Raw genomic sequence first — 20,553 nt, forward strand, 5'->3', positions numbered from 1 at the left:
ATCTGGTTTACAACTTTAATGTCTAGTTTAGAACTATATTGTTACAGTTTAGAACTTTAATGTTCAGTTTAAAACTATATTGTCTAAACACAATGCCTTAATAATGATCTTTTTGAATTACTCTACAGTTACTGACTTCGCCAAGTTACGTGGCTGGTCAACGTCTGTACCACGTAATACAGCAACGTGATAAGACAACAACTGAACTGGTACGCTATAAATGATTGGAGCAAGCCATTCGTTTACTGCTGGAATGTGTACAACGTGTTGACGATCTTTTTCAACTACACCGCTATTTTCATCAGCGAAAACGAATAATTCACCACCACGCGCCTGAACTTCTTCCATATTCGACTTAAGCTTATCAAGCATTTCGTCGTTTGGCGCAAGAATCACGATTGGCATTTCGTTATCAACAAGAGCCAATGGGCCATGTTTTAACTCACCAGCCGCATAACCTTCTGCGTGAATATATGAAATTTCTTTAAGCTTTAACGCACCTTCCAATGCGATTGGATAGTGTGTGCCACGGCCTAAGAATAAACAGTGTTGTTTTTCAACGAACAATTCTGATAAACGTAAAATTTCATCGTTATTTTTAAGCGTATCAAGAATGACTTTCGGGCTGTGCCACAATTCACGAGCAATCTCTTCAATCATGACATTGCTAATACGCTGTTTTACTTGTCCAATTTTTAAGACGAGTAGCATAAGCGCAGCAAGCTGAGTCGTGAACGCTTTAGTTGATGCAACACCAATTTCAGGCCCAGCAAGGGTCAATAAGTGGTGATCAGTTTCACGTACCATTGAAGACGTAGCAACGTTACAGATAGTCAAAGTTTGAATATCGATATTGTTTGCTTTTGCACGCTTTTGAGTTTCACGTAATGCAGCTAAAGTATCGGCTGTTTCACCTGATTGAGAAATACAGATATAAAGCGTATTTTCAACAATTACAGGGGTGCGATAGCGGAATTCACTTGCGATTTCAACTTGGCAAGGCACACCAATCAGTTGTTCAAACCAATATTTCGCGATCATGCCTGAGTGATAACTTGTACCACATGCAATAATTTGTACGCTTTGAACTTTGCTAAAGTCTGCTTCAGCATTTTGCAAGAAGTCTTCGCGTAAGCTGTTGCCGTTAAGTGCTTGAGAAATCGTTTGTTTGATTGCTTCTGGTTGCTCATAAATTTCTTTGAGCATGTAGTGCTTGTATTCACCTTTTGAAGCATTGCTTACTGTTGCGTCAAGCTCTTTCACTGGACGTTCAACAAGTTCACCGTTTGCAAATACTTCAATTGAAGTACGAGTCAGGCGAGCAATATCACCTTCTTCTAAATACATAAAACGGTTAGTCACAGGTAAAAGCGCAAGTTGGTCTGAACTAATAAAGTTCTCACCAATACCTACACCAATCACAAGTGGTGAACCTTCGCGTACAGTGATTAACTCATCTGGGTAATCGCTATGGATAATACCCAGTGCGTATGCACCTTTAAGCTGAGGAACAACAGATTGTACTGCTTCAAGTAAGCTGTCAGTACTTTTTAGTGCTTCTGCAACTAAGTGAGCGACAACTTCTGTATCTGTTTGAGAAGTAAATACATATCCTAGAGCTTGAAGGTCATCTTTAAGCTCTTGATAGTTTTCGATAATACCGTTGTGAACGACTGCCACTTTACCCGACATATGTGGGTGAGCATTATTTTCAGTTGGTTTACCATGTGTTGCCCAACGTGTATGAGCAATACCAACTACCCCAGTGAGCTGCTGATCAGCAACTGCATCGGCAAGATTAATCACCTTACCTACACGACGCTCACGTAAAACTTCTTCATTATTCAGTACAGCAACGCCTGCTGAATCATAACCGCGATATTCAAGACGTTTTAAACCTTCGATTAAAATCTCAGTTACACAACGTTCTGCAACGCCTCCGACGATACCACACATAATTCAATCCTCTTATTTTGCACGCTTTAGGGGACGTTGATAATTTGCCTTAGAAATTTGTTGAGCACGTTCAAAGGAGAGACTTTGTTCAGCTACATCTTTCGTAATCACAGAACCCGCACCGACTGTTGCTCCATTTCCAATAGTCACAGGCGCAACTAGCGAGCTATTAGAACCGATAAACACTGCATCGCCAATAGTGGTTTTGTGTTTATTTGCACCATCATAATTGCAGGTAATTGTACCTGCCCCAATATTTGAGTCAGCACCGATCTCGGCATCACCTAAGTAGGTGAAGTGGTTAGCTTTACTACCAAGACCAATGGTTGTGTTTTTGATTTCAACGAAGTTACCAATGTGTACTTCGTTCGCCAATTTGGCGCCCGGGCGTAAGCGTGCGAATGGACCAATTTGAGTGTTTTCACCCACAACTGCACCATCAAAAACGCTATAAGCTTGAACTTTAGTGCCTGCTGCAATTTTTGTATTTTTCAAAATACAGCCAGCACCGATTTCTACAAAGTCACCGAGTTCACAGTCACCTTCAATAATGACATTTACGTCAATACGAACATCGTGTCCAACTTTCACAGAACCACGTAAATCGAAACGGGCAGGGTCGGCAAAAGTTACGCCTTGTTGCATAAGTTCTTTTGCTTGCTGTTGCTGGAAATCACGTTCAAGTGCTGCAAGTTGTAAGCGGTCATTAACCCCTTCAACTTCAAAAGCAAGTTCTGGTTGAATAGAGGCAATTTCTAAACCATCTGCAACCGCCATCGCAACGATGTCAGTTAAATAGTATTCGCCTTGTGCATTTTCATTAGAAAGCTTAGGCAACCATTCATGAAGTTTTGCATTGCTTACACAGTAAATACCTGTGTTGATTTCTTGAATTTGGCGCTGAGCATCAGTTGCATCTTTATGTTCAACAATCGCTTGAATTTTTCCGTTTTGGCGAACAATACGGCCATAACCTGTTGGGTTTTCGACATGTAAAGTAATCATGCCAATACCAGTTTGACTTGATGCTTCAACAAGTTGCTCTAGGGTTGTTTGACGGACTAAAGGAACATCGCCGTATAAAATTAATGAAATACCGTCTTTAGGAAGTACCGGTAAAGTCATTTGTACCGCATGACCTGTACCTAATTGTTCTGCTTGTTCAACCCATTGAATGTTTTCTTGTGCAAACGTCTGCTTTACGTGATCGCCGCCATGCCCATAAATGGTAATGATATTTTCTGCTAATAGTTGTTTTGCTGTCTTAATAACATGTCCTAGTAGCGGGCGGCCAGCTAAAGGCTGTAATACTTTAGGTAGTTGTGAACGCATTCGCGTTCCTTTGCCTGCAGCAAGGATAATGACGGTAGTTGACATGAGTAAACCTACTTAAATGGCGTTACGCCCCAGAAAGTAATAAATATGATGATACATAGTGCCGCCCAAAGCCCTGCAATGATGTCGTCCAGCATAATTCCGAAGCCGCCAGCAACTTTCTGGTCAGCCACACGGATTGGCCAAGGTTTCCAAACATCAAACAGGCGGAATAAGCAAAAACCAATTAGTGCCCATTGTAACGACATTATATTAAAAAATATTAAAGGCAGGAGAGTAATAGATTGACCTGCAAATTCGTCCCACACAATTCGACCATCATCGTGTACGTCTATAACCTTTGCTGTTTGACCGCAAATATAAATACCCACCAAAGACATGATGATAATAGCGATTAAACTTAAGTTAAATCCGAGAGATAGCCAAATAGGAATAAAAAGTAAGGCAAAAGCAGAGCCAAAAGTACCCGGTGCTTTAGGGGCGAGACCAGATCCAAAACCAACCCCACAGAAAACGATGCAGCGGTTGAACCAAGACATGTTCTTAAAATGAATCGGCGGTTTATGCAAAGTGTTGGTATCCATGAATTTGCAATGGGTAATCTGAACCCAAATGCTCAAAAATTAGTTTTGTTTGTTCAACGATCTGTCCAATCATTGTAATCTTAACGTCCAGTTGTTTTTGCAAAAGTTTTCCATAATTTTGCGGTGTTATTGTAAAACATAATTCGTAGTCATCACCACCTGCAAGTGCATATTGCCAACGTTGTTGTTCTTTTAATTGCTGCAATACTGGGTCAACAGGTAATTTTTCTAAGGCAAGTCGTGCTCCAACCTTAGATGCTCTTAAAATATGTCCTAAATCTTGCGCTAAACCATCTGAAACATCAATCATGCTAGAGGCAAGTCCTTTAAGCTCTTGCCCAAGCTGACAACGTGGTGTCGGATAATCGAGTCTTTGCTGCAGCGAATGTCCCAAATGCTGAAGACCATAAGCTGCATCACCCACTTGACCACTTACACAAACATAATCACCGACTTTTGCGCCTGAACGTAACACGGCTTTGCCGGTTTCTATCCAGCCCATTGCGGTAACGGTAATGGTGAGATGAGGGCCTTGGGTGGTATCTCCACCAATGAGGGCAACACCGAACTGATTACAACAGTCGTAGATTCCCTGACTAAAACCTTCAAGCCACTCATGGTCAACTTGAGGTAAGCTGATTGCAAGCAAAATACTGTGGGGTTTAGCACCCATTGCAGCAATATCTGAAAGATTTACAGCAACGCTTTTCCAACCAATAGCATGAGCAGAGGTGTCTAGAGGGAAATGACGGCCAGCAACCAGTGTATCTGCACAGATCACTAATTGTTGATTTGGAGGGGGAGTAATTAAGGCTGAGTCATCACCGATACCAAGTGCGACATCTGGATTTGATTGTCGATTAAAATATTGGTCAATAATTGAAAACTCAGCCATAGAACATCAAGCCTATTAATTAATCTGCTTGCTGTTTTTCTGCGCTACGCAGGGTCGAACTCAGACGGTCTAATACACCATTGATGTACTTATGACTGTCTGCTCCGCCAAAATGCTTAGCGAGCTCGATTGCTTCATCAAGTACCACACGGTATGGAATTTCTAAATGATCACGTAACTCGTAAGCACCTAAACGTAAAGTCGCAAGTTCCACGCCATCAAGTGCACTAAGTTCCCGGTCAAGTACTGGAATAAGTAATGCATCAAGTTCTTCACGTTGAGCAATGACTTGAGTCAGTAGTTCGTGATAATAGCCTAAGTCGACCTTGTGCATTGCATTTTCCGCACGTGTACGTGCTTCAATTTCATGTACAGGGTTGTGACTCATTTGCCACTCATAAATACCTTGTACAGCAAAACGACGTGCTTTGCGTTTTGCTGCATAAGCGGCTTGCAGTGTTTGAGACATGCTTTAAATTGCCTTTAATAAATTAACCATTTCAATTGCAGTTAAAGCAGCTTCGCTACCTTTGTTTCCTGCTTTTGTACCTGAGCGTTCGATTGCTTGCTCGATGCTGTCAGTAGTTAATACACCATTGATAACAGGCAAGCTGCTTTCTAACGCGACTACACCTAAACCTTTCGCACATTCACCAGCAACAAAGTCAAAGTGTGGTGTGCTGCCACGAATTACTGCACCAAGTGCAATAATCGCATCAAACTGGTTTGATGTAGCTAATTTTTTAGCAACGATCGGGAGTTCCCATGCGCCAGGAGCATGAATAACAGTAATGTTATCTTCATTTACGCCATGACGTTTTAATGTGTCGATCGCGCCTTCTAATAAGTGTTCAACAACAAAGCTGTTAAAACGACCCACTAAAATCGCATAACGACCTTCGCTTGCGAGATGTAATAAACCTTCAATACGGCGAATTGCCATAGCAACCTCGATTATTTCGTTGTGATTTGATCAGCAGTGATATATTCCACTACTTCTAAATTAAAGCCAGATAAAGCATTGAAACGTAATGGTGAGCTAAGAAGCTTCATTTTTTCAACACCTAAATCACGCAAAATTTGAGCACCGACACCAATCGTTTGATATTGATGTGAAAGTGCTGCATTGGATTTCACCGGTTTTGGCTTATTTAAATCATCCAACGCTGGTCCCAAGTCTTGCAAATGATCTTGGCCGATCCATACTAAAACACCGCGATCACTCGCTGCAATTGTCTGTAGTGCACGGTCTAGATTCCACGCAGGTTCACCATCAGCTTTATTGAGCTTAAGCAAATCGCGAATTGGACTGAAACCATGAACACGTACTGTTGTAACACCTTCATTTGGCTCGCCTTTAACCAAAGCCAAATGAATGTCCGGATTACCAATCTCACGATAACGGTAAAGTTCAAATGAACCATATTCCGTTTGAATGGTTTTTTGATCCAAACGTTCAACCGTTTGCTCATTGGTCATACGGTAGTGAATTAGGTCGGCAATTGTACCAATTTTTAGACCATGCTTCTCAGCAAAAATTTCTAAATCTGCACGACGTGCCATTGTGCCATCTTCATTGATGATTTCACAAATGACTGAAGCTGGTTCAAAGCCCGCTAAACGTGTTAAATCACAGCCTGCTTCGGTATGACCTGCACGGTGTAAAACACCACCTGGTTGAGCCATGAGTGGGAAAATATGACCCGGCTGTACGATATCGCTTGGTTTTGCATGCGCTGCGACAGCTGTTTGAATTGTATGCGCACGCTCTGCTGCTGAAATACCTGTTGTAATACCTTCGGCAGCTTCGATTGATAACGTAAAGTTTGTGCTGTGCTGAGCGCCGTTTTGATCAACCATCAAAGGTAGATTTAACTGTTTACAGCGCTCACGGCTTAACGTTAGGCAAACTAGACCACGTGCATGGGTAATCATGAAGTTGATATCTTCAGGACGAACATGCGTTGCTGCCATGACAAGATCACCTTCATTTTCGCGATCTTCGTCATCCATCAAAATAACCATTTTGCCTGCACGAATATCGGCGACAAGATCTTCAACACGACTCAGCGGCATTCGCTTTCACCTTTTTTTGTCGTAAGACAATTTCTATTTAATAAATTTTGCATAGTTTACGCTGTTTAAAGAATTTTGCCTATGATTCTGATTTATCCAAATTTACATCTCAACATAATAGATCTGGATTTACTTATCTCAATAAAGCATAAGAAAATAAAATTCTTGATTATAAATACCATGAATTTAAATAAAAAAACCTAGCCTTTAGGCTAGGTTTGAATGCGCACAATGACTTTTAAGATGCTGCGCTGCTCGGGCTATCATTTTGTGGAATTGACTTTTTGCCCATCAAAATTTCAGTTCGAATATTTTGGGCAAGCTCTGCACATTCAGCATTCATACCATTAATCATAAATGCATGACGAGTCATAATATTGCTCGGGTTTGGCATTGCAACAAGCTGATAACTGTCTTGAATTGCTTTAAGCTGATCATTATCCAGATAAAGCGCAGACTCTTTAGCATGCAGATGTTGTGCTAAACGCTGAGCTGCTTCTTTGGCATCAATTTGCATTGCTTCTACGGCATGACACACAGCACTACGCGTTTGTAGTGCAAAGCGTTTATCTTCACGGTAACGTTTATATAAAACGTCTGATAGTAATTGGAAAACTGTTCCCACCATAAGCAGACATTCTACAGCGTGCTGATGTGAGGTTGAGATTGCGAGTGTTGCACCTTCTGCATGAAACTCATCTACGACCTCAATATCTGTAGTCTTTAAATGATAATGCTTTGTGCATAGCTCGATACTTTTATTTAAGAAGAGCTGGCAAAGTTTAAAATAAGGTATAGAAACAGACTGGTTAACACTACTTAATAACTGTTTAGGATCATAAAACTGAATATTGAGTGCCAAACTGTCTTGGTTTGTAGATTCTGTGCTTTTTTCTGGTTGTGGGCGAACAAGTGGTTTCGCTTTAGCTTGTTGCTGAGCTTGTGCAACCAAAGTTACTGTATTTTGTTTTTCAAGCGCGAGAGCTTGAGTTAACTCCTGAATCTCATGTTTTAAACGATTTTCTTCGTTAATACGTGCTAGGTATTCACTACGCGTTGGACGAGCGATGGCACGATAAGCAAGCCATAATAAAACATGTAAGAATAACGAAGCTAAAATCGCAAGCCATTGGGTACGAAGGATTTCGCCAATACTTGGTTGAATAAGCGTAATTTCAATAGAACCGACTTTCTTCTCGTTTTGAAGAGCATCACGAACAAAAACTTCGCCTTCGCGAGTTTTTGACATGCCGCTTGTCGCTAGGACTTGTTTATTGGCATCAAGAATGCGAATTGATGCCACACTTGGATTGGTCGCATAGCGATTGGCAATAAGAGCCAAAGATACCGTATTGGCAGGTTCAAGCTCAGATAAGCTGTCTGCTACGAGTTGGCTGGTCATGAGCTGACCTTGGCTCGCACGGTTTTCATTGAGCTGGTGTGTCGTTGCAATCACCAATAAAAAGGTATGCAATGCAAAACTAATGATCAGTAGGCTAGCAAATAGCCCTTGTCTAGGCGCAATCAAGTTAAACTTCCAAGGCAATTATATTGAAATTCGATTATGATTCTTACAATAGTTGTCACTCAGACTAGAGTCAATTCATGCGAGAAATCATTCTTATATCCTTTTTAGGACCGGACCAACCAAACCAGTTTACCCGATTAATGCAAGTACTATCCGTACATTCATTGCAAATACTGGATGTAGGTCAGGCCGTTATTCATAATCAACTGACATTGGGCATCGTGGTCGCTTCAGATAATGAAACTGCGACAGCGTTGGCAATGAAAGAGATTTTGATTTTAGCACATGATATTGGCTTAACAGTGCGCTTTAAACCAATCTCGGGCGCAGAATACGATCAATGGGTAAGTGAAGGTGGGCGAACCCGTTATATCGTCACGGCTTTGGCACCAGAGCTTACTGCTGCACACTTACAAGCCGTTACACAAATTGTGTCTAGCCAAGGTTTTAACATCGAAACTGTAACCCGTTTATCAGGTCGTGTAGATATTGAAAAGGACAGTACATTGCCTCGTCGCGCTTGTGTACAGTTCGGTTTAAGCAGTGGTCCAACTCTAGATGCACAAGCAATGCGTGCAGCTTGTTTACTTCTTTCAAGCGAATTAAATATTGATGTCGCTGTTCAAGAAGACAGCGCTTATCGACGTAACCGTCGTTTAGTGTGCTTCGATATGGACTCAACCTTAATTGAGCAAGAAGTGATTGATGAATTGGCGATTGAAGCAGGGGTAGGCGCACAAGTTGCTGAAATTACTGAAAGAGCAATGCAAGGTGAACTTGATTTCCAGCAAAGCTTCCGCGCCCGTGTTGCATTATTAAAAGGTCTGGATGCTGCTGTTTTACCTAAAATTGCTGAGCGTTTAACCATTACCGAAGGTGCAGAACGCCTCATTTCAACGTTAAAAGCACTTGGATATAAAACGGCTATTTTATCTGGCGGTTTCCAATACTTTGCTGAATATTTACAAGGTAAATTAGGTATTGATGAAGTTCATGCCAACGTTTTAGACGTACAAGATGGCGTTGTAACTGGTGAAGTAAAAGGTGTAATTGTTGATGGCGCACGTAAAGCTGAATTATTACGTGAGCTTGCCAACAAACTTGATATTTCATTAGAGCAGGCAATGGCTGTCGGTGATGGCGCAAATGATTTACCAATGCTTGCGATTGCCGGGCTTGGCGTAGCGTATCGCGCTAAACCGCTTGTTCGCCAAAATGCGAATCAGGCGATTTCAAGCGTTGGTTTAGATGGTGTACTGTATTTACTCGGTATGCATGACAAAGATTTGAACCGTGCTTAAATAATACTGAACAATCATTAAGCGCTGCTCAAGAGTAGCGCTTTTTTATGCAGAATAGTCATAAAAACAAGCAAGTTATGACAAAATTATGCACAGAAAAAAGGCAATAAAAAAAACTGAAAAAAACTTATTTTCAGTCAAAAAAACAGCATAGTTTTTTGTAATGACACGCCAGAATTGATGCCATATAGGACGTAGAACTTTTTGAAATTTAGAAAAATGTAATGACAAAAGAATGTTGCGACAAAGTGTGTCGCATCGACAAATAACAGGTCTTTTTTTCTAAAAAAAAACATCCATAATGCTTTCTAAGCTTCAACACAAATCATGAATTAAAGTTGTTTTTGGAATGAGGTCTGAAGATCAGACCGAATGTTTTTAGACGTTTTCATTAAGACGGAGGTTTCTATGGTAACAGCGAATTTTGCCGCTATCGCCGGATTCAGCTTAATTGCTGTCGCGCTTGTTGCTGTTTTCTTTTCTCCTTACCGTCGTTGGCTTGGTTTTATGTTTGCAGGGATGTTTTTTTGGGGGCTATTGGAAGTGGTCCGTTTTGGAGTTCAAGTCACTTTTGAAATGCCAGTCACATATAGTTATTTAACTGCACTAAGTCTAGCGATGGTAATGGTCACATTTGTTTTATTACGTGAGGATAAACAGGCACAAAAGGCTTTGGCAAATCGCCAATATATAGAACATACGCCAGTATATGAAGATGACCAACAGCAATGTTCTAGCCGATAATTAAAGTATTATCTAACGCTAAAAAGGTATGCACAGCATGCCTTTTTTATTTACGAAAACATGATTTTTATTATACAAAGCATTTATTAAAAAATAGCCAGTTATGCTACGATAGCGTGGTCTGTTGACGTTTCATATATAGATTGCGTTGCCAATTAGAATATCATCAGTCGATGCACAAAACAGTCAAAGGGAAGCCCTTGTCGAGTTTTGCCCCAAGATTTTCATAAAAATACAATAGGCGTGAATGTTCATGAAACTTTCTTCTATACCTGTAGTTAAGTTACCACTTGTTGATGTTAGTACAGACCCGTTAGATTTATTGGTAGCAGGTTTGGCACTTCGTATGAAACAGTTGGCACGTACAAGTCCTAAGTTTATTGAACTAGTTCATGACCGTGCATTCCGTATTCAAATTGGTACTGATTTAGGTGTTGCTCGCCAAATTATTATTAATCATGGTCACATCGACACAGTCGCGGGTTCACCTGAAAAAGCTGACTTTATTTTGCAATTTGCAGATAGTGAACAAGGTGTAAAAACATTATTAAAAGGCGACCCAACTGCATTTATGACAGGTATGCAAAACGGTAGCATTAAAATGGAAGGTGATTTCAGCTTGCTTGTTTGGTTTAACCAAGCAGCTAAACTCATTCCACCAAAATTACCAAAACCAGTAAAAGAGAAAGTACGTCAGGCACGTGCTTTTATTAAAGAAAAAACTGGTCGTTAATTGCCAGAAATAAAAAAAACTCCCATTTGGGAGTTTTTTTTATATTTATGCTTCAACTTCCAGATTGAAAGTGACTGGCCCATCATTTATGAGATGTACTTTCATGTCGGCTGCAAAAATTCCTGTTTGAACTTCTTCAAACTGTGAACGGGTATATTCAACCAACTGTTCATAGAGTGCTTTTGCATCGCTAGGTGGCATAGCTGGGCCAAAGTCCGGACGTAAACCTTTTTGGGTTTGAGCCATCAGGGTAAATTGAGAAACAAGCAGAATCCCACCATTTGCCTGAGAGACGTTCCAGCCCATTTTGCCTTGCTCATCATCAAAGATACGATATTTCAAAATTTTATCGATAAGCTTCTGACCCATGGCGAAGGTATCATCTCGGCCTATTCCTAAAAAAACCAATAAGCCATGGTGGATTTCGCCGGTCGTTTCACCGTCTACGACCACTTTAGCTTCAAGAACTCGTTGTATTAAAGCGCGCATTGTTAGAGAGATTTTCTGCAATTGTTTGAATTGATGCAGTTTAGCAGAAATTAATTTAAATGATTTTTAAAAGGAAATTTCATGGAGTTGCAACAATGGTATAAAAGCCCATAATTCATCTATAAAAATATGCTTTAATGCAAAGAAGCAAGCGAATAATCATTGACTATGTCTCCAATTATCCATTCTTTACTTGATACAGACTTGTACAAATTTACGATGCTACAAGTGGTTTTGCACAAATTTCCGCAAACTCATAGCGTCTATCATTTTCGTTGCAGAAACTTAGAAGATACGGTTTATCCATTAGTGGATATTTTGGATGACTTAAATGAGCAACTCGATCATTTATGTAATCTCAAATATAAAGAAGACGAATTGCAATACTTAAGAAAATTGCGTTTTATTAAAAGTGATTTTGTCGATTATTTAGAATTATTCCAACTCAAACGTCGTTTTATTCAAGCCAGTATAGATGCCGAAGGCCGTCTAGATATTCGTATTGAGGGGCCGATGGTTCAGGCCATGATGTTCGAGATTTTTGTGCTGGCGATTGTAAACGAGTTATATTTTAGCCGCATTCGAACAGATGAAGTTTGGGCCGAGGGCGAACGCCGTTTAAAAGCAAAACTCGAATTAATTCAGCAATACGAAAAATCTCAACAGCCGAATGATCCTCCATTTTTAGTTTCCGACTTTGGTACACGCCGTCGCTATAGCTTTGAATGGCAAAAACATGTCGTGGCTGCATTTCATAAAACTGTCCCACATGTGTTCCGTGGTACAAGTAATGTCTTGCTTGCTAAAGAATTAAATATCACGCCAATTGGAACTATGGCGCATGAATTCCTACAAGCGTTTCAGGCCCTTGATGTGCGCTTACGTGACTTTCAAAAAGCTGCTTTAGAAACATGGGTACAAGAGTACCGTGGAGACTTAGGAATTGCTTTGACTGATGTTGTTGGAATGGATGCTTTCCTAAGAGATTTTGATCTGTATTTTGCTAAACTGTTTGATGGCTTACGTCATGACAGTGGTGACCCATATGAGTGGGGCGATAAAGCCTACGCGCATTATCGTAAGTTAAAAATTGATACTAAAACCAAAATGCTCACCTTTAGTGATGGACTCAATTTGCCAAAGGCATGGGAGCTTCACCAATACTTTAAAGATCGTTTTCAGGTGAGTTTCGGTATTGGAACCAATTTGACCAATGATATGGGGCAAACAGCGCTCAATATTGTGTTGAAACTGGTTGAGTGCAACGGTCAGTCGGTTGCCAAAATTTCGGATAGTCCAGGAAAGACCATGACCGACAACGATACGTTCTTGGCCTATTTGCGTCAGGTTTTCCAAATTGAAGAGCTTGATGAAGCTGTTTAATGACAATGTCGTTTGACGACTTGGCAAAGACTCAGTGCTTAAGAATGTTTATATCTGATTTTTTGCTAAACGGTAGCAGAAAATCAGAGTTTGATAGATATAAGCTTATGCTAAGATGAAATTAAGCTGGTATAAAAAGTAACCATGACGATGACCCCTCCTGATTTTAAACTTGATTTACTCATAGAAGCCGAAGAGCTAGTGCCTTATTTAGGCAATGAATATATCCGTATTGTGGATTTGAGCCGTGCATCTGTTTATGAGCAACTTCATATTCCACATGCCATTCATTTACAGCCTAAATGGTTGGTGGCTCAACATGAAGAAGCCACTGGCATCTTGCCTGATGAATCGGGTTTACAAGCCCTGATTGAAAAATTGAATATTTCACCAAATCATCACGTTGTGGTCTATGACGATGAAGGTGGGGCATGGGCTGGGCGTTTAATCTGGAATTTACATTGCTTAGGATTTACGCGTACCAGTTTAATTAATGGCGGTATTCATGCATGGTTAGGAGCAGGCTTACCCACAACGGCAGAAGTCGAAAAAGTTTCTCCTGTTACCGATTTAATTCAAATTGATTTATCGCATGCTGCTCAGTACCGAGTGAACTATGAGGAACTAAGAAAGCAAGTCGAGCAAGAAAATATTCAGTTATGGGACTGTAGAACAATTGATGAATATAGTGGTATCCGCTTAGCAGCGCGACGCGGTGGTCACATTCCAAATGCCCTTCATTTTGAGTGGAGTACTGCACTTAATCGTCAAAATCATCTAAAATTGCATCCGCTTGAACGCACGCGGCAGCGCCTTGAACAACTTGGGTTCGATTTACAGCAACCTGTAGTCGTGTACTGCCAGTCACATCACCGTTCTGGTTTGGCCTACATTTTGGCTAGACTTTTGGGTTGGGAAGCAAAAGCCTATGATGGTGCGTGGAGTGAATGGGGCAATCGCCTCGATAGTCCTATTATTACTGGAGAATCACCGTCGTGAGTTTCACATCTCGATTAAAAAAAGAATTATTTATTAAGGCACAAAATCTTGTTCCTCAACATCAATTGAGCCGTGTAGTGGGTAAAGTTGCTGCGAGTGAAAATCCAGTTATAAAAACTGCTGTTATTCAAGCATTTAAAACTAAGTATGGGATTGATTTATCGATTGCTGAACAAGGCAATGCACTGAAATATAAATCTTTTAATGATTTCTTTACTCGTGCATTGAAAGATGGCGTACGTTTGGTCGACGAAAATGCAGATAGCATTGTTTCACCAGCAGATGGCGCTATTTCACAAATTGGTAAAATTACTGCTGGTGAAGTTTTTCAGGCAAAAGGCCAAAGCTTCTCTGTAGAGAAACTCATTGGCGACCCACAACTTGCTCAACCTTTCCAAGAAGGTGAGTTTGCAACAGTTTACCTCTCGCCACGCGACTATCATCGTGTTCATATGCCATTTGCAGGTACATTAACTGAAACGTTGTATGTACCGGGTGAGCTATTTTCAGTAAATCAGGTGACCGCTGAAAATGTACCGGGATTATTTGCCCGTAATGAACGCATGGTGTGTTTGTTTGATACTGAGCTTGGACGTATGGCTGTTGTTTTAGTCGGCGCTATGATTGTTGCTGGTATTGAAACTGTAGCAACAGGCAAGGTAAAGCCTTCAGGTCGTATCGAATTACAACATCATCAGTTAAAGCTAGAAAAAGGTGCTGAGCTTGGCCGTTTTTATTTAGGTTCTACTGCGGTTATCTTATTTGAAAAAGATAAGGTCGAGTGGGAAAAGCGTTTTAAAGCTGAGTCAGTTGTTGTGATGGGCGAGCGTATGGGTCATACAGTTTAATAAGCTATATAACTTATATAAAATATGAACCCTGAATAAAGTTATTCAGGGTTTTTAAATTTAAGTGATGTGAAAATATAATATATTATTATGTTCTTGTTTATATTATTTTGAAATAATATTATTAAGTGGTCTAAATTAGGACATTATATGCACTAGATATATTTATGTATGATTGAAATGATCAAGAATATTTAACGTTAGTAAATAGAAATGAAAATAGATATTTGATTTAGACTTAAGTCGTACTTTTAATTTTATTTGAAGATAAGTGTTTAAATCTAAAAAATTATTTATTTTTTTATAAAAATTAAGTTCCTTTTACATATTATAAAAAAATTAGCTTTGGCATAATGTTTGCTAACTATTCAGGACTTTACTCTAACTTTCATATATTTAGGTTCTGAAATCATGTTAAATGTTAAACAGCTGACAGCTTCGGTTTTATCTGTACTTTGCATTTCACTCACTCATGCAGATGATTTTAAAGTTTTAAACCAAATTTCAAAACAGCCTACTCAAATTCAAACTGGCGAATATAAAGGTAATTATTATGTTCCTTCTACTTTAAATACGATTACATGGGGATATTTACCAAATCGAGATGCTAAACCTGTGCTTACTGTTCCGTCGGGTAGTGTTGTAACGTTTGATACGGTTTCTCATGAAGGTTTGCTTGAAGACCAAGGGCGTAATGCTGAAAAGTTCTTTAAATCGAAAGGTGTAAAATCTAATGAAATATTGGAAGAAGCACAAACAATTACCCAGTCAAATTTAAAGCATGATTTTCATAAAGATGGGCCACATATTGTGACAGGTCCTGTTGCAATTGAAGGTGCACAGCCTGGCGATATTTTAAAAGTTGAAGTACTTAAAGTTGAGCCGCGTGTACCTTACGGTGTTATTTCAAATCGACACGGTAAAGGTGCTTTAGTGGGTGAGTTTCCTAAGAAAGCAAAGCAAGAAAATGCATCGGCTGAGCATCCTGAACGCTATGGAAATGTATCGATTTTCACCCCAATTGAAAAAAATGCTAAAGGTGAGTACGAAGGTGTATTAAAAACAGAATCGGGTAAATCAATACGTTTCCCGCTGTATCCTTTTATGGGAATTATGGGGGTAGCAGCCAATACGTCTGAGCCTGTTCACTCTGTACCACCTGCAATGTATGGCGGAAATATTGATATTAATGAACTAGGTGCAGGCTCAACAGCCTATTATCCTGTTCAGGTCAAAGGCGCATTATTCTATACGGGTGATAGCCATTTCGCGCAAGGGGATGGGGAAGTCGCATTAACTGCACTCGAAGCTTCAGCACGTGCAACACTAAAATTTACCTTGCTTAAAGCTGGTAAAGACAAAATACCGGGCAAAGAGTTAAAACAGCCTTTAGCTGAAAATGCTGAGTTTTGGATTACGCCGGGACTTGACGAAGATCTAGATGAGGCGATGAGGAAATCTACACGTGAAGCCATCCGTTTCTTAAACCAAGAATATGGTATTGATGAAGCGACGGCATATGCGTATTTAAGTGCTGCAACAGATTTTGAAGTTTCACAAGTTGTAGATAAAACTAAAGGTATTCACGCAAAAATCAGAAAAGCTGATTTTAAAGAGTTTGAGAGCAAATAATTATATGATCTGTGCTTGGTATTTAATATTTTAAATATCAAGCTAAATCTCATTTTAACTATTAATAAGTTTTATATATTTTATAGTTGAGTATAATAAGTCTCACATATATTTATTACTATAAAATCTAATGAACTTACTTCCGAACGTCTCACTATATCTTGCTGCGATATTAACATTCTGCGCTGCATTACTTCATTTTATTTGTGTGTTCTGGGGAGCAAATGGTTTTCGGTTTTTAGGGGCTGGAAAAAGTATTGTCCAGATGGTTGAAAGAGGTGATTGGTATCCGAATTTTCTGGCAATTTCGGTTGGTTTTATTCTTTGTATTTTTTCTTTTTATGCTTTTTGTGCAGCAAGTGTCTTTATCAGTTTACCGTTTGAAAAAATTATTATTTCTCTCGTTGCGATTATATTTATTTTGCGTGGTTTGGCATTTCCGTGGTTAAAGGCTAGATTTAGTGGGAATAGTGATCTATTTTGGTATATAAGTTCTTTCATTTGCCTCTTGTTGGGTTCGTTATATGCAATAGGGGCATATTTTTTATAAGTTCAACTTGAATTGATTAGAAAGTAGAGGAGTAATCCCTTGATTAAAAAAAGTAATTCGTTTTTTAAAATTTTATTTAGTAGTGCTTGTTTAGTGTCTGGCTCTGCTATGGCTGCGTCAATTACAGATTTGAACAAGCAAATTGTGAACGATAAACCAGGTTCAATACTGTCTATAGCACAGCAAGATGTAACGAATTTATTTCCTCACGCCGATCAGCGTTTGTTAATAAATTATCGTAGTCGAGGTGTGAACGGTGAACCTATCGTTACCTCAGCATTTATTTTACTACCGAAAGGAACACCGCCTAAAAATGGCTGGCCTATACTTGCTTGGGCACATGGTACGACAGGAGTTGCTGACACCTGCGCACCTTCGGGTGACTATGTAGGTGGCCCAGTTCATTCATATCAAGAAGTTGCTTCTAAAGCTTTAGATAGTTGGCTTGCACGAGGCTACGCAGTTGTTGCACCTGATTATCAGGGTTTAGGTACACCGGGTGGGCATCCTTATATGAATGCAAAAAGCCAACTGCATACGGTGGTCGATGCCGTACGAGCATTACATGTGTTGAAGCCAAAAGATTTCAATAAACAGTGGTTAGTCATGGGACATAGCCAAGGTGGGGCTGCGGCAATTGCAGTATCTGCTTATGGCCAAAAAGATGCACCTGAACTGGATTTAAAAGGAGCGATTGCGCTTGCGCCAGGCGGTTATCAATATGAAGGTATTGCAGAATATGTGAAAACTAATCCGAACCCAGAACCTAGTGTGGCTGCTTTTTTCCCGATTGTATTATTAGGCGCACAAGCAGCTGAACCAAGCATTGTTCCTGAAAACTTAGTCAGTCCTGAAATGAACGCTGTGCTGACTCAAGGACGTAGCCGCTGTTTATCTGAACTTCAATCTGATTTGAAGAAATCTCCTTCGAGCATATTTAAAGCTGATGCAGACTTAAAACCTCTTTTGGCTTATCTAAAACAGCAGTCCATTGAAAATATGGTGCCGACTGTACCGTTAATGATCGTGCAGGGTTCTAAAGACCATTTAGTTGACCCGAGAGGAACATATGCTTATTACCAACAGTTATGTAAATTAAAAAAACCAACCATTTATCAAACGATTGATGGCGGAGATCATCGAGATGCACTGCGTCAAAGTAATACTTTCGCTACCAATTTCTTAAACGTTATACAGAAAAACCAAAGTAAGTCGTATTGCTCGACTTCTAAATAGACAGAGTGTGATTTTCACAAAAAAGCCGACTTTTCATAAGTCGGCTTTTTATATATGAGGGGTAATTTTAGGTCATGTTATATAGTCTTTCTTTTGGAAAAACTGCGGTAAATGTTGACCCTTCATTTTCTTTAGATTGCACGTCTAAATAAGCGCCGTGTTGCATCAGCACGTGTTTTACAATCGCCAAACCTAAACCCGTTCCACCTGTTTGACGACTACGGTCGCTGTCTACACGGTAAAAGCGCTCAGTCAGCCGCGGCAAATGTTTTGGGTTAATCCCAATGCCTGTATCTTGTACGCTAAAGTAAGCATGTTCACCATCGTCGTGCCAACCAATGGTAATCGTTCCACCTTTTGGTGTGTACTTAATGGCATTGGTAATTAAATTACTAAATGCACTGGCAATTTCCATGTCGGAACCAATGAGGTCACAGTGGCTATCAATATGTAAATTGAGCGTGTGTCCATAATCGGCATTGTAAGCCTGAGCATCATCAAAGAGTTGATTCATTAAACTCGGCATTTCAATAATCTGATTTTTTGCAATTTTTTTGTTGTTTTCTAAATTCGATAACAGCAATAAATCATTCACTAACGCATTCATACGTTTGGTTTGTGATTGCATTTGATCAAATGCACGTTTCCAGCGTGGGCTAATATCTTCTTGGTCGGTAAATGTTTCGATATAGCCGCTCAGTACAGTTAACGGCGTACGTAGTTCATGCGAAATATTGTCGACGAAGTCTTTACGCATTTGCTCAAGATTGTGCATACGCGTTACGTCGTAAGCGACAAGTAAGCGGCTTTCACCACCAAACCGTGTGAGTTTGACTTGCACATAACGATCATCATCAAAGTTGGAATGTAGCTTAATGCCGTCAGGTGCCTGATCAATGTTGTTAAAATATTCAATAAAAGTAGGCTGGCGCAAAATCGTTAATAAGTTGCGACCACGGTCGAGTGGGCTAATACCCAATAAACGCTCTGCGGCAGGGTTCCACCATTCAATTTGATGTTGATCATCAATGAGTACAACGGCTTCAGCTAGCGCAACTAAAGAGGATTGAGCGCGGTCAATCAGCCCAACCATTTCGGCCTGAACAATTCGTTCCTGACGCTGAGCACGATACACATTAAACAATAATGCCCCCCAAATTCCACTTAAGTTGGGAGGAACATCGTAAGGATTATTGGCAATCCAATCATTGACCAAATATAAAGAACGTAACTGGAGTGCAAAAAACACCACGAAGGCGATAAAAATACAGCTCCAGAAATACCCAACCCCTAAACCGACTAAACCCGCAATAATCAGGAAAAATAATAAAAGCCGTAAATCTTGTTTAGCAAACGTCCATAAACTACTGTAACGAGAAAGTTTTTGTTCACGTACCTGTTCAGGGACGGGGTAGGGTTCATACATAAATTTTGGTTAACCTGCGGCTAAATCTGCACGTGTTGAGAAACGATAACCTGTACCACGTACGGTCTGAACAAATCGGTCAACACCAAAAGGTTCTAAGACTTTACGTAAACGACGAATATGTACATCGATGGTACGATCTTCGATGTATACATTACCGCCCCATACCTGATCGAGCAACTGTGCACGTGTATATGCACGCTCTGGATGGGTCATAAAAAATGCAAGCAAGCGATATTCAGTTGGTCCCATATCTAAAATGCTGTTGCCAAAGCTTACACGCTGGCTTACAGGATCAAGAATTAAACCATTGGCATCAATTGTTTTTTCACCGCTTAATGCATTTGCACGGCGTAGAACTGCTTTAATACGAGAAACCAGTTCACGTGTTGAAAATGGCTTAGTCATATAGTCGTCTGCACCGGCATCTAGACCTTGTACTTTGTGGTCTTCTTCTCCGCGAGCGGTGAGCATAATGACTGGAATTTCTGCTAAATTTTCATCGCGTTTTAAGCGGCGGCATAAGTCGACACCACTCACCCCTCCAGGTAACATCCAATCGAGCAAGATAAGCGCCGGACGTTGGTCGACGATAATTTGATGAGCCTGTTTAGCATCTTCAGCCTGTAAACATTGAAAGCCTGCCATGTCCAAAGAAGTATGGATCATTTCACGAATAGGAAGCTCATCATCGACAATTAAAATGTAGTCATCTTTCACAGCGTAATACCTTGTAGATTTTAACGGTGAACCGTTTTGTAGTTATGACAGGCTTATTACAAAGATTAATTATGACAATTTCATTGCAGAAAAGTCTATAAAATCGAATTTAGCAATA

Annotated in this window: 20 protein-coding genes; 9 read left to right on the top strand and 11 right to left on the bottom strand. The window is 40.0% G+C overall.

The annotated features are described in order from the left end of the window. Window positions 1–117: 117 nt before the first annotated feature. The 8 genes from glmS to MSG95_RS09130 form a co-directional block, all read right to left on the bottom strand. Complete coding sequence (glmS, locus tag MSG95_RS09095) at window positions 118–1,956, bottom strand: glutamine--fructose-6-phosphate transaminase (isomerizing) (protein WP_000334192.1); 1,839 nt, start codon at window positions 1,954–1,956, stop codon at window positions 118–120. A 12-nt stretch (window positions 1,957–1,968) separates the two neighbouring features. Continuing rightward, window positions 1,969–3,333 (bottom strand): bifunctional UDP-N-acetylglucosamine diphosphorylase/glucosamine-1-phosphate N-acetyltransferase GlmU, encoded by a 1,365-nt coding sequence (glmU, locus tag MSG95_RS09100; protein ID WP_000108586.1) that lies wholly within the window; start codon window positions 3,331–3,333, stop codon window positions 1,969–1,971. 8 nt (window positions 3,334–3,341) lie between these two features. Next, window positions 3,342–3,875 (bottom strand): phosphatidylglycerophosphatase A, encoded by a 534-nt coding sequence (locus MSG95_RS09105; RefSeq protein ID WP_000380679.1) that lies wholly within the window; start codon window positions 3,873–3,875, stop codon window positions 3,342–3,344. Beyond that, a complete protein-coding gene (gene thiL / locus MSG95_RS09110) occupies window positions 3,853–4,770 on the bottom strand; it encodes a thiamine-phosphate kinase (RefSeq protein WP_000807414.1) in 918 nt (305 codons plus the stop codon). Before thiL ends, MSG95_RS09105 begins: the two co-directional genes overlap by 23 nt. 19 nt (window positions 4,771–4,789) lie before the next feature. Continuing rightward, the gene (gene nusB / locus MSG95_RS09115; RefSeq protein ID WP_004704812.1) at window positions 4,790–5,239 is read right to left on the bottom strand and encodes a transcription antitermination factor NusB; all 450 of its coding nucleotides are present in this window, start codon (window positions 5,237–5,239) and stop codon (window positions 4,790–4,792) included. 3 nt (window positions 5,240–5,242) lie between these two features. Further along, window positions 5,243–5,713 carry a 6,7-dimethyl-8-ribityllumazine synthase gene (gene ribE, locus MSG95_RS09120; protein WP_001007829.1) on the bottom strand — a complete coding sequence of 157 codons (471 nt, stop codon included), beginning with the start codon at window positions 5,711–5,713 and terminating at the stop codon, window positions 5,243–5,245. A gap of 11 nt (window positions 5,714–5,724) precedes the next feature. Then, window positions 5,725–6,846, bottom strand: a complete 1,122-nt coding sequence (ribBA, locus tag MSG95_RS09125) for a bifunctional 3,4-dihydroxy-2-butanone-4-phosphate synthase/GTP cyclohydrolase II (RefSeq protein ID WP_077165322.1) — start codon at window positions 6,844–6,846, stop codon at window positions 5,725–5,727. A 238-nt stretch (window positions 6,847–7,084) separates the two neighbouring features. Then, window positions 7,085–8,392 (bottom strand): hypothetical protein, encoded by a 1,308-nt coding sequence (locus MSG95_RS09130; RefSeq protein WP_077165321.1) that lies wholly within the window; start codon window positions 8,390–8,392, stop codon window positions 7,085–7,087. Between the two features lie 59 nt (window positions 8,393–8,451). Here MSG95_RS09130 and serB point away from each other — a divergent pair, with 59 nt between their 5' ends. From serB to MSG95_RS09145, 3 genes are all read left to right on the top strand, one after another. Then, the gene (gene serB / locus MSG95_RS09135; RefSeq protein ID WP_324645026.1) at window positions 8,452–9,675 is read left to right on the top strand and encodes a phosphoserine phosphatase SerB; all 1,224 of its coding nucleotides are present in this window, start codon (window positions 8,452–8,454) and stop codon (window positions 9,673–9,675) included. 408 nt (window positions 9,676–10,083) lie between these two features. Next, complete coding sequence (aciT, locus tag MSG95_RS09140; RefSeq protein ID WP_039252398.1) at window positions 10,084–10,419, top strand: ciprofloxacin tolerance protein AciT; 336 nt, start codon at window positions 10,084–10,086, stop codon at window positions 10,417–10,419. Window positions 10,420–10,672: 253 nt separating this feature from the next. After that, a complete protein-coding gene (locus MSG95_RS09145) occupies window positions 10,673–11,152 on the top strand; it encodes a hypothetical protein (RefSeq protein ID WP_019458571.1) in 480 nt (159 codons plus the stop codon). Between the two features lie 45 nt (window positions 11,153–11,197). Here the strand turns inward: MSG95_RS09145 and dtd are convergent, their stop codons facing one another. Then, window positions 11,198–11,641 carry a D-aminoacyl-tRNA deacylase gene (dtd, locus tag MSG95_RS09150; RefSeq protein WP_077165320.1) on the bottom strand — a complete coding sequence of 148 codons (444 nt, stop codon included), beginning with the start codon at window positions 11,639–11,641 and terminating at the stop codon, window positions 11,198–11,200. A 168-nt stretch (window positions 11,642–11,809) separates the two neighbouring features. Between dtd and pncB the strand changes: the two genes are divergently transcribed. The 6 genes from pncB to MSG95_RS09180 all read left to right on the top strand — a co-directional run bounded on the left by pncB (window position 11,810) and on the right by MSG95_RS09180 (window position 18,289). Continuing rightward, complete coding sequence (gene pncB, locus MSG95_RS09155) at window positions 11,810–13,024, top strand: nicotinate phosphoribosyltransferase (RefSeq protein ID WP_019458569.1); 1,215 nt, start codon at window positions 11,810–11,812, stop codon at window positions 13,022–13,024. A 150-nt stretch (window positions 13,025–13,174) separates the two neighbouring features. Continuing rightward, complete coding sequence (locus tag MSG95_RS09160) at window positions 13,175–14,023, top strand: sulfurtransferase (RefSeq protein WP_077163749.1); 849 nt, start codon at window positions 13,175–13,177, stop codon at window positions 14,021–14,023. After that, window positions 14,020–14,871 carry an archaetidylserine decarboxylase gene (gene asd, locus MSG95_RS09165; protein WP_004704831.1) on the top strand — a complete coding sequence of 284 codons (852 nt, stop codon included), beginning with the start codon at window positions 14,020–14,022 and terminating at the stop codon, window positions 14,869–14,871. The genes MSG95_RS09160 and asd overlap by 4 nt, the downstream gene beginning before the upstream one ends. A gap of 411 nt (window positions 14,872–15,282) precedes the next feature. Next, entirely contained in the window at window positions 15,283–16,503 is a 1,221-nt protein-coding gene (locus tag MSG95_RS09170) for an acetamidase/formamidase family protein (protein WP_077165319.1), read from the top strand. 130 nt (window positions 16,504–16,633) lie between these two features. After that, complete coding sequence (locus MSG95_RS09175; protein WP_077165318.1) at window positions 16,634–17,053, top strand: hypothetical protein; 420 nt, start codon at window positions 16,634–16,636, stop codon at window positions 17,051–17,053. A gap of 39 nt (window positions 17,054–17,092) precedes the next feature. Beyond that, window positions 17,093–18,289, top strand: coding sequence for an alpha/beta fold hydrolase (locus tag MSG95_RS09180; RefSeq protein WP_139344765.1), 1,197 nt, complete (start codon window positions 17,093–17,095; stop codon window positions 18,287–18,289). A 67-nt stretch (window positions 18,290–18,356) separates the two neighbouring features. On the opposite strand, the gene phoR is transcribed toward MSG95_RS09180, so the two are convergent. Further along, complete coding sequence (phoR, locus tag MSG95_RS09185) at window positions 18,357–19,715, bottom strand: phosphate regulon sensor histidine kinase PhoR (RefSeq protein ID WP_049066296.1); 1,359 nt, start codon at window positions 19,713–19,715, stop codon at window positions 18,357–18,359. 9 nt (window positions 19,716–19,724) lie between these two features. Next, window positions 19,725–20,435 carry a phosphate regulon transcriptional regulator PhoB gene (gene phoB, locus MSG95_RS09190; RefSeq protein WP_000650776.1) on the bottom strand — a complete coding sequence of 237 codons (711 nt, stop codon included), beginning with the start codon at window positions 20,433–20,435 and terminating at the stop codon, window positions 19,725–19,727. Window positions 20,436–20,553 lie beyond the last annotated feature (118 nt).

The sequence above is a fragment of the Acinetobacter sp. IK23 genome (assembly GCF_035615275.1).
Classification (GTDB): Bacteria; Pseudomonadota; Gammaproteobacteria; order Pseudomonadales; family Moraxellaceae; genus Acinetobacter; species Acinetobacter seifertii.